Consider the following 12,117-nt stretch of genomic DNA (forward strand, 5'->3'; position numbering starts at 1 on the left):
TCCACCATGAAGAGCAACCTGTCCGTGGGCATGCCACTGGACGTGGCCATCTATCGCAACAACGAGCTGAAACCCTGCTTTATCGGCCGGGTGAAGGAAGAAGATGATTACTTTCACCAACTCCGCCAGCAGTGGCATCGGGGCATACAGGAACTCGTCAGTGGGCTGGAACCACCGGTAATCCGCTAGAGCCGGCGGCGCCTCCTAATTGCTGTAACCAGTCAACTCCATGTAACCCACGCCTTCGTGGGTTCCGCTGACAGACACCGGGCTCTCCCAGTAAGGATAAAGCCCGGTGTTCCAGTAGTCGCCGGGGGGCGCCGCTATGGTCAGATCCAGTTGCTGACCCGGGATCCTGAGGCGCCATTGCGTCGGCACCCTTCCCCGGGGCGATTCAGTCCAGCTCGCCGGTGTCAGGGTCAGGTCCTCTGCACCAAGTGCCTCAATCTCGCCTTCTGCATTGATCCAGCTGCCGGACATGAAGGCACCCTCGTCCTCGCGCAAGCGAAACGCCATCAGCTTCTCGCCACTATCCAGATGCAGGGCAAACCAGTCCCAGCCCTGCTGGCCCGCCTTGAGAAACTGGCTGCTCCACTCACGATCAAACCAGCCCTGGCCAGACACTTCCAGGGTTTCATCCCCTAGCGTTACCGTGCCCGTCATCTGCAGATCCACCAGGCTGAAATACATGGAGCCTTCACCACTGGCGGACTTGGCGCTGAAGCCGTCAAGACCGTGGGCAACCACGTCCCCGGTATTGCTGAGCCGCAGGTCGTAGGCCCAGCCATCCCCTTCCACCTGTAAACGCCATTTCCCAGAGCCTGGTACTGACTCCAGCCGCCATTCGTCCAGCCACACATTGAAAGGATCCACAGTAGCTCCGGCATGGCCCATGTCACCCCGGGCCAGCTTCTCTGCAAACCAGTGCTCGCCTTCAAACGACACCGCACCGTGGGCCATCCAGGCCACCTCCAGGGGCCAGGAGTCAGCGGCGGGCCCCTCATTTTCTGTGGTGCGCGGCTGCAGGGCCTGGCGGAACTGGGTCCATTGCACCCCCAGAGGATCGCCATCAGAGGTTTCCAGATTGGCGGTCAGATACCACCACTCAATACGGTGCTGCGGATGAGGCCCCCAGTCCTCGGGGAAGACCAGGGTGTCGCCGGGCCGGGGCTGCAGGAAACCGGACGTATCCCCTCCACCTACCTGTTGAGCCAGCCCGGCAAAGCCGGCGTCAGATGAGGAATCCGAGCAACCCGCGGCCACAATAACCACAAACAAAGCAGTAAAACCGGCACTTGCTCTCATGTTTCCACCTTTCTGGCACTTTCCCGGTGGCCCAACTGCCGGCGCATCAGGTGCGCCACCAGCAGGCCCGTCGACACTGCTACCACGGCCAGTTCCAGCCAGAAGCCGGGGTACAGGGCCATGGGAAGTGACCAGCCAAAGGCCAGGGGATTGATGCGGCTGACCAGCACCCAGGTCAGCCAGATACCCAGCGGCAGGGCCGCAACGGTAACGGACAACGTCAGGGTTACCGACAGGCGACGAAGCTGATTACGAATGACTCTTGTGGGCAGACCCCAGATCCCCAACAAACGGAAGTACCAGACCCGGGTAGTGAAGAACACCCAGCTCATGATCAGCAACGCGACCGCGGCAAGCACCAGGGTCAACAGGCTGATGGCGCGGGTCAGCAGGAAAGTCTGACCAAACACCCGGGAGGCCAGGGCGCGGATGCTGGCGTTATCCCTGACGGTGACGTCAGTTACATTCCAGACCTCTGCAAGCTGTTCACGGATATCAGCCATGGCCAGATTGCCTGGATTCACCGACAGACTTTCGAACCCTGCGCTGAAGTTTTCCGGCAGTACAGCACCTGACATCAGGATTTCTCCGGCAGGGCGTCCGTAATCGGCATAGACAGCCACCACACTGGCCCTGAGCACGGTTTCCGCCACCCGGATCTCCACCACATCACCGGGCTCGAGCTGCTGGCGCCGCGCCAGTTGCTCGTTCACCATAACCCCACCCTGCTCAACCTTCTGCCAGGGCCGGTCAAGGCTGGCCAACAGTGTCCAGTCAAAGACCAGTTCGCCGATGGGTGTCAGGGCAAAAAGATCCGCGGATACCCTGCCGTCCTCACTGCCGGCACCTTCCGGCCCGATCCGTGCTTCGCCACGGCTCACCCGGTGCCAGGCCCCGAGACCTTCGAGATTTTCCAGCAGCCCTCCCGCCAGACCGGCATCCACCCCGGACGGCACCTCCACATAGAACTCAGCCTCCAGGCGCTGCGCCAGCCATTCGTCGAAGGTGTTTTCAAAGGTTGTCACCAGTGCCTGCACCGCCAGCACGGTTGCCATGGCAAACTGCAATGCCACCACGGGAAGTGCCAGGTGGCGGAACATCACCGCCAGTTCACGTCGACGCCAGCGTGTGAGCGGGCTTATTCCATCCTGCTCTTTGCCAGCCGCCAGTTTTTCCGCCAATAAAGCCAGCAGGCCAGGCGTCAGCCAGCCGATACCGGCGAATACCAGCGCTGTGCCTGCAAAAACCGTTGCCAGTTCCCGCGCCAGGGCGACGCTTACCAACCCCATGACCAGAATGAGAGCTGCGATCAGGCGCCCACGGCCAGAACCGACGGAACTCTGCCAAAGCCGGGGAACCAGCCAGTCCACCAGGCAGACCGCCAGCACCAGCAAGACCATGATGCCGGCGGCTCGCCAGGGCAATGCTTCTGTGGAACCAGCATACAGGGTGACGTCAAACAGGCTGTCGAGGGCCTGACCAAAACCGCCACCCAGCACTGCGGCAAGTTGCGCCCCCAGCCATAGCCCCGGCAGCACGCAAATACCGGTCAGCACCACCAGTTCCAGCGCCAGTAACTGACGTACCCGCCGGCCGGGCACCCCGAAGCGGAACAGCAGGTCAAAGCTGTCCTGACGCTGGGCAACACCCAGGCGGTGGACACTGCGTACCAGCAGGCCGGTGATCAGCAGCACCAGCAGGCTGAGGGCATCCAGGTTGAGCAGGAAGCTGTCCGCCAACTCGCCCGTGGGCGGGCCCAGTGAAAACTCCCGCACAGTGTAGCCCTCCGGCAAGGTCACGTGTTCGTTGTTGGCAAGCAGGTAAAGCCGGCTGTCGTACCCGTCATGGGCAAGGGCTGCAGCGTTACTGATATCAAGAAACGGCGCCCCGTCCAGCTCCCCCGAATTACCACCGGGGGCCGATTCGCCGAAGCATCCCATGGCCAGCGGATCGATACCGATGACCCTTCCCTCGGGAGGTGGGCGCTGTATTTCCAGCCAGGGCGCGACACACACACCGGCCATTCGCAGGTCAGCGAAATCGTCCACATTGACCGGCTGGCCATCGGATCGCACCACGTGGACCCGGGCCTCGACCGCTTCCTCGCTCTGGAACAGACTGCTGCGGGCCTGATCTGTCAGCACCGCAACGCCAGTCCAGAGCATGGTGGCCAGCACAATCATCATCGCCAGGGCCGCCAGTTGGAAAGGATGGCGGTGGTAGTGGCTGAAAAAAGCGCGGATCAGCATCATGGATCAGGGCGTGCGGTTCAGGTGAGGAGCACTAAGATCGAGCAGATGGTCACAGCGGGATGCCAGTTCCCTGTCGTGGGTGGCAAGGACCAGCGCACAGCCGGTGTCACGTTGTATGGCGAACAGGCAGTCGGCGACTTCATCGGCGGTATGGCGATCCAGGCTGCCGGTGGGCTCATCCGCCAGTATCACTGACGGAGCCATGGCAAACACCATCGCAAGCGCAGCGCGCTGGGCCTGCCCACCGGAAACCTGATCCGGATAACGATGAGCCTCCGGCCCCACACCAAGGCGCTCCAGCCACTCGCGCTCGCCGCCCGCGCCGTGGCCCGCCAGATGCCCCCGCAGCCGAACATTATCCACCAGCGACAGGGCCGGCATCAGGTTCGCCTGCTGAAAAACCACGCCGATAGAGCGTCTACGCAGTTCCGCCCAGCGTTCGTCCGAGCCGGGTTTGCCAGACTTACCGAATAACTCCCCCGCCACCGACACAGTCCCCTCATCCGGATTCTGAAGGCCACACAACAGGTTCAGCAGTGTGCTCTTGCCTGAGCCCGAACGGCCTACCAGCGCCAGGGACTCGCCTGCCGCCAGGCGGAATGACAGGTCCGTGAGCACGGTCACCGGCTGCCCGCCGCTGCTGAACCGCTTGCTCAATCCTTCTGCAACCAACACATGATCCGGCATCACACACTCCGCTGGATGGTGGGTTCCGGCTCTTCACCCCGGCGGTAGGCGCGCCATTCCCGGAACTGTTCAAGATAGGACAGCAACACCGGAATCACTGCCAGCACCAGCAATGTGGACAACCCCAGGCCAAAGGCAATGGACGTCGCCATGGGAATCAGGAACTGGGCCTGCAACGAGGTTTCGAACAGCAGGGGTAACAGGCCTCCGATGGTGGTCAGGGACGTCAGCAGTACCGCACGTACCCGCTGCACCGCCGCCTCGTTCAGGGCGTCGGTAATACCCAGGCCTTTCTTGCGTTGCTGATTGTAGAAGGCCACCAGAATAATGGCGTTATTCACCACGATGCCGGACAGACCAAACAGCCCGAACAGGGAAAGTATGGTGAGCTGCAATCCCATTAACCAGTGGCCGATCAACCCGCCCACCAGAGCAAAGGGAATAATGGCCATGACGATGACCGGCATGCTCCAGGACGCAAATACCCAGGCCAGCACTACATACATCAGGCCCAGGCCTATGATCAGGCCGGTTCTCATGTCGTCCATGGTTTCCCGCTGGTCCGCTGCCCGTCCCTCAAAGCTGTATCGCAGGTTGTAACGGCTGGCCAGTGACGGCAGCACTTCCTCTTCCAGACTGGCGATGATCTGGTCCGCCGTGCTGACACGGGTGTTTAGAGAGGCTGTCACCTCAACCGCCAACTCCCCTTCCGCATGCCTTAATGCCTGGAAGCCCTGGCGGTGATCCAGGTTCATCACCTGGGTCAGGGGCACAAAACGACCGTCCGGTATCCGCACCGTCAGCTGCGACAGGGTGGCCATGCTCTCACGCTGCTCACGGGGCAGTTGCACCCGCACTTCCACTTCATCCCGACCGTCCTGGTAAATCTGGGCAATGCGGCCGTCAAACGCCGCCCGTAACTGCCCACCCAGGCTCTCGGTCGTCAGGCCCAACGCCTCTCCGTGCGGGCTAACCTGGTAAATCAGCTGTTCCCGCCCCCAGGGCATGTCATCCTCTGTATCCAGTACACCAGGCAACGTTCGCAAGGATTCGTTGAGAGACTCGGCGGCCTGTTTCAGGTCCGTGGCCCTCTCCCCGGTCAGCCGCACGTTCAAATCCTTGCCGGGCGGGCCCGACTGGCGCTCCGAAATGGTCAGGTTATCCAGCCCGGCGGGAAGATCCAGGCGATCACGCCAGGCGGTGATGAATTCCGGGTTGCGAACCTGGCGTCGATCCGAGGGCACCAGTTCCACCAGGATGGAGCCCAATTCATCCCCGGTCCGTGTTGTGCCCTCCGCGCCCTGGGTTGTGCCGTGGTTGGCAACGGCATGCAGGATCAGGTCACCACCCAGGGCTTCTTCGGTTTCGTTCAGGGTCTGCTGCATCTCGGCGACGAAGTCATCCACGGTTTCCCGGTTGGTACCGGCCACGAAGCTGGCATTGGCATAAAGCACCGACGGTTCCGGCGTGGGGAAGAAGTTGAACCCCAGCCGGCCACCCACCAGCAGCCCGACCGTCAGCAGCGCGACCGCCAGGGCTGTAGCCAGAGTCATGCCGCGATGTTGCAGGGTGTAACGGGACGCCCTGCGGAAAGGGCCCTCCCGGAAGCGGTCAAAGCCTTTTTCAAACCGTTTGCGCAGACGCTCTACGGGGCCGGGATCTGAGGGTTTGCGCTTGCCCGGCGTAAAGGCATGGCGCAGGTGAGCCGGCAACACGATAAAGCACTCCAGTAACGAGGCGATCAGTACGCAAATCATCACCAGGGGTATGTCGCCGAGGATATTGCCAATGACACCGCCGACCACCAGCAGCGGCATGAACGCCGCCACCGTGGTCAGTGACGACGCCAGAACCGGCCACACCATGCGCTTGGCAGCGCCCTCCGAGGCATAGATGGACTCCTCCCCCATGCGGGCATGGGCATCGGCGTCCTCCCCCACCACAATGGCATCGTCAACAATGACCCCCAGCGCCATGATCAATGCAAACAGGGAAATCATGTTGATGGAACCACCGATACCCCAGAGTACCGCCAGCGCTGCCAGAAAGGCGGTGGGAATGCCGATGGCCACCCACAGGGCCACCCGGCCCGGCAGGAAAAGATAGAGCAGGATGATTACCAGCACCAGGCCGCCCATGCCGTTCTTGATCAGCAGGGAAATACGGTCGTCCAGCAATTGCCAGGTTTCGTCGTAGACCTCCAGTTCCACGGAAGGTGGCAGTACCGGCCGGGTATCCGCCAGCCAGTTCTCCAGCACACCGGCGGCTTCCAGGGAATTGCCGTCCTCGGCACGCTGGAGCTGAAGCTCCACCGCGGGGTAACCATCGCGGCTCAGGTTGACCTGACTTTCCCGCGCTTCCTGGCGGATGATGGCAATGTCGCCAAGGTTCAACTGGGTGCGTTCGTCACTGAGCACGGGTATGGTTTCAAATGCCTGTGGGCTGCGGCGCTGCTCTACCGAACGCAGTTCGCGGGTGGAGTCCTGCTGCCCCATCATGCCGGCAGGCAGGTCCCGGGATATGGATCCCACGCGGTCAGCAATCTGGTCGAGGGACAGGCCCAGGGCCTCCAGGCGTTCCACTGGCACGTCGATACTGATCTGCTGCTCAGGCAGGCCGCGAATGGAAACCCGGTCGATGCCCCGTGCCAGCAGCTCGTCTTCGTATCGGTAGGCCAGTTGTCGCAACTCCGACCGGTCCATGTCGCCGTAAACCAGCAAACGCCCTACGGGTTCGTATCGTTCGAACCGGGTTACCTGAGGCTCCTCCGCTTCCGCAGGCAGGTTAGTGAACTCATCAACCTGCTGGCGCACGTCATCCAGGGCCTGGATAGGGTTGGTGTTCTCGTTAAATTCCAGGGTGATTGAAGAAACGCCCTGGGCGGAGGTGGACGTCATCTTCTTCAGCCCCTGGACACTCCGCAAACGCTGTTCCAGGGGATTGGTAATGCCCTGCTCCACGTCTTCGGCTGAGGCCCCGCTCCAAACCACCCGCACGCTGACAATATCCAGTGCAAAATTGGGAAAGAACTGGATATTCATCCGGGTCAACGCCAGCGTGCCGCCAAGCAGCATCATCAGCATCACCAGGTTGGCGGCTACCCGGTGGTGGACAAAGAAACCGATTACACCGCGGCGGCGCCTCATTCGTCCGCCTCCGCCCCGGTATCTGCAAGTTCCACTTTCAGGCCGGTCATGGCATTGGGCAGATGCGTGGCAATCAGCGAGTCGCCTACTTCCAGCCCTTCAGTCGATACCAGTACATGGCGATCGCCGTTCAAAGCTCCGGCCTCACCCAGGCGCTTCACCCTGACACGCTGCATACGGGAATCGTCGGTCATACGATACACGCTGTCACTGCCGTAGAGAGCACTGTAGGGAATGGCAATGGCATCCTGCCTTGGCGGCCTCTCCAGGGTAACGGGAAGCAATCCGCCCGGTCGCAGGCCAGCGGCGTCACCGTCAAGTATCAGGATCGCTTCCGTACCTGAAGGATCACTGGTGCCGGCGAAGCGGGACAGGGTAAAACGGTGGCGCCCGTCTCCGGTTTCGGCCTGCAGCTCTGAACCGGAGCTCAAAGCGTCCAGCAGCTCCTGCCGGAATACATCCGGAATCCTGGCCCTCAGTTCCAGACCCTGGTCCGGGTAGACAGACAGCAGCCGGGCATTCTGTGAAACACGATCGCCCTCGGCCACCTGGATATCCGTTACGATACCGTCGAAGGGCGCTGTGACGGTCGCTCTCCCGGCATCCCGGCGCACAGAAGCCAGTGCTGCCTCGGCCCTTGCCAGCCTGGCCTCCAGGCTTCGTACCCGTGACGGATGTTCTGCCACTGCGCGCTCCCGGGCGGTGACCGTCAGGCGGGCGCGTGCCAGCGCATCAGAAGCGGCATCCAGCGCCTCCTGGGATGTCAGGTCCCGACTGACCAGGGACTGCGTTCTCTCGAACTGACGCCTCGCATTGTCCAGGATGGCTTGCTCGCCTTCGAGAGCCTCGCGATCGTTGGCATGACGCACCTGCTCCGAGGCCAGCTGTGCCTCAATGTCTTTTACGTCTGCCTCTGCCTGGGCAAGCAGTGGTGCAACATCTGCATTGTCCAGCGCAACCAGAGGGTCCCCCGCTTTCACCCGCTGCCCCTCCCTCACCGGCCGGCTTTCAATCCGCCCGGCCAGAGGCGCTGCAACAACCGTCTGTTCCGGCGCCACCAGCTCGCCATACAAAGGCAATACCGGGGTATGGGTAGCAGGCTCTACGGTAATTACCTCAACCAGCCAGCTGCGCTCTTTGGCGCTGACTGTTTCCGGCTCTGGGCGAGTCACCTTGAGCAGAATGAAGCCGGCAACACCAACGGCGAGTATCAGTAGGGGAAGAATTCGTTTTAACATGGTTCTCTGGCCAATTACGGTGTGTAAACCTGGAAAAATCCAGGTTTCTTACTATACAGCCCGAACCCGGTTTTGGATCCGGATCAGGCACGGTGCGTCAATATAGCGCATGTCAGGTCAACGCCATGCAGAATAAGACTTTAGTCTAAGGCGATACCACTTTTTGTCGAAAATCTGATCTAATTCACACTCTCAGCTCATGCTTACCTTGTGTACACATTCCACGGTTGGAAACAGCCCGTTCCCGGCCGCTAAAGACCTCACTCATGGACAGCTACAAAGACTCCCGGAAAGAACTGGCACGCCCTTACCGCAAGGCGGTACTGAAAGCACTGCTGGTGCTTACTATTATCGGCGCGATCCTGTTCTCCTCGATGAACCTGCTGAAAGGCAGCTACCCGCTGGCGTTTGTTGAAATGGTAATGGGGGCCTATTCCTTCATCGTCTACCGGGCGATCCGTTACACCCCGCACCTGGAACGCTGGATCATCGCCTATCTGATCCCGTTTTTCACCGCCATGATGTTTGCAATGGCCACACCGCGGGCCACATCCGCCGTGCATGCCTGGGTACTGCTCATCCCTATTATCTCCCACCTGCTGATGGGGCGGCGACTGGGACTGGCAGTGTCTGTTTTCTATATGGGAATCGCTGCGGTGATCTTTCTGTTCAGGCATCTGGACCAGCCAGAGATGATGCAGGCCCTGCCAATCACCAACATCGCCGTGATTTCCCTGTGCATTCTGGTGTTTTCGCACGTTTACGAAGTCACCCGTGAAACATCCGAGCGTCAGCTGATAAGAATTGCCCAGACCGACCCGCTTACCGGTCTCGCCAACCGCGCCCGGCTCAGCGATATTTTTGAGCGGGAGAGAAACCGGGCACGACGATACGATTCGCCGATGTCTGTCCTTGTGCTGGATCTGGACCACTTCAAGGACGTCAACGACGACCATGGCCACGAGACCGGAGACGTGGCACTGCAACACGTGGCCCGCATTTTCCGGGAATGCCTGCGCGCAACCGATCTGGCCGCCCGCCTGGGGGGCGAGGAATTCGGCATTCTCCTCAGCAATACCAACAGCCAGCAGGCACTGGAGGTAGCTGACAAAATCCGTATGGCAGTCGCATCCGCACCCTTGAACATCAACAACAGCGTTGTTCGCCTGACACTCAGTGGCGGCGTTGCCGAACTTGGTATCGATGGCGACACTCTGCGAGAACTGGTCCGCGAGGCGGATCTCCGCCTCTACCAGGCCAAGGACTCGGGTCGTAATCAGATCGTCCCCTCAATCTCTTCATTGGCCGCCACGGCACGGACCTGATGGCGCCCGATCACATCCACCGGCAACGCGCCAGGGTGTAGTAAAGCAATGGCACCACGATCACTGTCAGCAGGGTCGACATGGCCAGCCCGAAAACCAGCGATATCGCCAGGCCGTTAAAAATCGGGTCGTTGAGAATAAAGTAAGCACCCACCATCGCCGAAATAGCCGTCAGGGCAATGGGTTTGATCCTCACGGCCCCGGCCAGAACCACGGCTTCGCCCAGCTCCACGCCCTCCTCCAGCAATTGCCGGATAAACACCACCAGCAGGATGGAATTGCGCACGATGATGCCCGCCAGGGCAATCATGCCGATCATGCTGGTGGCGGTGAATTCGCGCCCCAGCAGGGCATGGCCGGGCATGATGCCGATCAGGGTCAGCGGAATCGGCGCCATGATCACCAATGGCAGAATATAGGAGCGGAACTGTGCCACCAGCAGCACGAAGATCATGAACACACCCACGCTATAGGCGGCCCCCATGTCCCGGAAGGTTTCGTAGGTAATCTGCCACTCGCCGTCCCATTTGAGGGTGCCTTTCTCCGGCAAGGGTGGCTGATCAATAAAGTATTGCTCCGGTGCGCCTTCCTGCCGCTTCAGCCGATCCACCATGGCAAACATGCCATACAGGGGTGAATCGATCTCACCCGCCATGTCCGCCGTCACATAGGTGACCGGCAGCAGATCCTTGTGATAGATCGCCCCCATCCAGTCCGCTTCCTGCACATCAGCAATGCTTGCCAACGGGACCAGGTTGCCGTCGCGGCTGCGCACGTTGAGTGACAGCAGCACCGATGGTTGGGCCTTGTCACCTTCGCCCAGGATCACCCGGATGGGCACCGGGTACTTGGCATGATCGTCATGCAGGAAGCTGACGCCGGCGCCCCCCAGGGCAGCCTGCAAAGCATCAACCACCTGTGCCTGGGAAACCCCCAGCCGCGCCGCCCGGTCGCGGTCCACCACCACTTCCCATTGCCTGGTGGGTGCTTCAAGGGTGGTGTCGATATCCACCAGGCCATCTATCTGTGACATCCCCTCTGCCACGCTTCGGGCCAGCTCGGCCCGGCGTGATTCATCCACCGCATAAATCTCGGCCACCACCGGAGACAGCACCGGTGGTCCCGGTGGCACTTCCACGATTTTCACGCTGGCCCCGTATTGTTCGCCAATCTCTGTCAGCGGTGCCCGCAGGGACTGGGCGATGTCGTGGGACTGGCGATCCCGGTTATCCTCGTGGCTCAGATTGATCTGGATATCGCCCTGATAAGGATCGCTCCGCAGGTAATACTGACGCACCAGACCATTAAAGTTCATGGGGGATGCGGTACCGGAGTAAGTCTGCCAGTTAGCCACCTCGTCGACCGCCTCCAGGTAGCTGCCCATTTCCGTCAGCACCCTCTGGGTCTGTTCCATCGGCGTACGCTCGGGCATATCCACCACCACCTGCAACTCGGACTTGTTGTCGAACGGCAGCATTTTCAGAATGACGGCCTGGAACACCGGTAAGGAGCTAGCCGCGAGTGTCAGACCAACCACACACAGTGCCAGCAGACGACGGCGCCACGGATGATCGCCGAGGAAGGGGCCCAGCACGGTCCGGAAAATTGTCAGGGAGAGCGGGCTGACGCCGTCGGCTGAGTTAGAAGCTTCATCGGCTTCGGCAGCCAGTTCCCCTTTCTTGTGTTTCAGCAACCGGAACGCAAGCCATGGCGCCACCACAAAGGCCACGATCTGGGACAGCACCATACCCGCCGAGGCATTGATGGGAATCGGGCTCATGTAGGGCCCCATGAGGCCACTGACGAACGCCATGGGAATCAGCGCCGCCATGATGGTCAGGCTCGCCATGATGGTGGGTGTACCGACCTCGTCCACCGCAACGGGAATGATGTCCTTTACCGCTCGCCGGGAGTTCTGGATCCGGCGGTTGATGTTCTCGGTGATCACGATGCCGTCGTCCACCAGGATGCCGATGGAGAAAATCAGCGCGAACAGCGACACCCGGTTGAGGGTGAACCCCCAGGCCCAGGAAAACACCAGGGTCAGCAACAGGGTGATCAGAACCGCCAGGCCGACAATCAGAGCCTGGCGCCAGCCCATGGCCGCCAGCACCAGCAATACCACACAGAGGGTGGCGGAAATCAGGTCGGTGATCAGTTTGCG

General features: G+C 60.9%; 7 protein-coding genes and 1 pseudogene. 2 read left to right on the plus strand and 6 right to left on the minus strand.

The genetic code is table 11. The annotated features are described in order from the left end of the window. Positions 1-189, plus strand: a pseudogene (locus ACESMB_RS11800) (peptidase); the annotation flags it as partial. A 15-nt stretch (positions 190-204) separates the two neighbouring features. Here the strand turns inward: ACESMB_RS11800 and ACESMB_RS11805 are convergent. The 5 genes from ACESMB_RS11805 to ACESMB_RS11825 are packed head-to-tail and all read right to left on the minus strand — an operon-like array spanning position 205 to position 8,628. After that, positions 205-1,305 carry a lipocalin-like domain-containing protein gene (locus ACESMB_RS11805; RefSeq protein WP_372971614.1) on the minus strand — a complete coding sequence of 367 codons (1,101 nt, stop codon included), beginning with the start codon at positions 1,303-1,305 and terminating at the stop codon, positions 205-207. Beyond that, complete coding sequence (locus tag ACESMB_RS11810) at positions 1,302-3,557, minus strand: FtsX-like permease family protein (protein WP_372971615.1); 2,256 nt, start codon at positions 3,555-3,557, stop codon at positions 1,302-1,304. The genes ACESMB_RS11805 and ACESMB_RS11810 overlap by 4 nt, the downstream gene beginning before the upstream one ends. Positions 3,558-3,560: 3 nt before the next feature. Then, a complete protein-coding gene (locus tag ACESMB_RS11815) occupies positions 3,561-4,244 on the minus strand; it encodes an ABC transporter ATP-binding protein (protein WP_372971616.1) in 684 nt (227 codons plus the stop codon). Further along, the gene (locus tag ACESMB_RS11820) at positions 4,244-7,390 is read right to left on the minus strand and encodes an efflux RND transporter permease subunit (RefSeq protein WP_372926507.1); all 3,147 of its coding nucleotides are present in this window, start codon (positions 7,388-7,390) and stop codon (positions 4,244-4,246) included. Before ACESMB_RS11820 ends, ACESMB_RS11815 begins: the two co-directional genes overlap by 1 nt. Then, positions 7,387-8,628: an efflux RND transporter periplasmic adaptor subunit gene (locus ACESMB_RS11825; protein ID WP_372971617.1), complete on the minus strand. Its 1,242-nt coding sequence runs from the start codon at positions 8,626-8,628 to the stop codon at positions 7,387-7,389. Before ACESMB_RS11825 ends, ACESMB_RS11820 begins: the two co-directional genes overlap by 4 nt. Positions 8,629-8,894: 266 nt before the next feature. On the opposite strand from ACESMB_RS11825, the gene ACESMB_RS11830 reads away from it, so the two are divergent. After that, a complete protein-coding gene (locus ACESMB_RS11830; RefSeq protein ID WP_372971618.1) occupies positions 8,895-9,953 on the plus strand; it encodes a GGDEF domain-containing protein in 1,059 nt (352 codons plus the stop codon). A gap of 10 nt (positions 9,954-9,963) precedes the next feature. On the opposite strand, the gene ACESMB_RS11835 is transcribed toward ACESMB_RS11830, so the two are convergent. Beyond that, the coding region (locus ACESMB_RS11835) for an efflux RND transporter permease subunit (protein ID WP_372971619.1) at positions 9,964-12,117 on the minus strand (2,154 nt) is incomplete at its 5' end.

This window comes from Marinobacter sp. (genome assembly GCF_041686475.1).
Classification (GTDB): domain Bacteria; phylum Pseudomonadota; class Gammaproteobacteria; order Pseudomonadales; family Oleiphilaceae; genus Marinobacter.

Excerpts from the sequence above, each read along its gene's own strand:
- ACESMB_RS11805 (WP_372971614.1), bottom strand. The coding sequence starts at position 1,305 with ATGAGAGCAAGTGCCGGTTTTACTGCTTTGTTTGTGGTTATTGTGGCC.
- ACESMB_RS11820 (WP_372926507.1), bottom strand. The coding sequence starts at position 7,390 with ATGAGGCGCCGCCGCGGTGTAATCGGTTTCTTTGTCCACCACCGGGTA.
- ACESMB_RS11825 (WP_372971617.1), bottom strand. The coding sequence starts at position 8,628 with ATGTTAAAACGAATTCTTCCCCTACTGATACTCGCCGTTGGTGTTGCC.
- ACESMB_RS11810 (WP_372971615.1), bottom strand. The coding sequence starts at position 3,557 with ATGATGCTGATCCGCGCTTTTTTCAGCCACTACCACCGCCATCCTTTC.
- ACESMB_RS11830 (WP_372971618.1), top strand. The coding sequence starts at position 8,895 with ATGGACAGCTACAAAGACTCCCGGAAAGAACTGGCACGCCCTTACCGC.
- ACESMB_RS11815 (WP_372971616.1), bottom strand. The coding sequence starts at position 4,244 with ATGCCGGATCATGTGTTGGTTGCAGAAGGATTGAGCAAGCGGTTCAGC.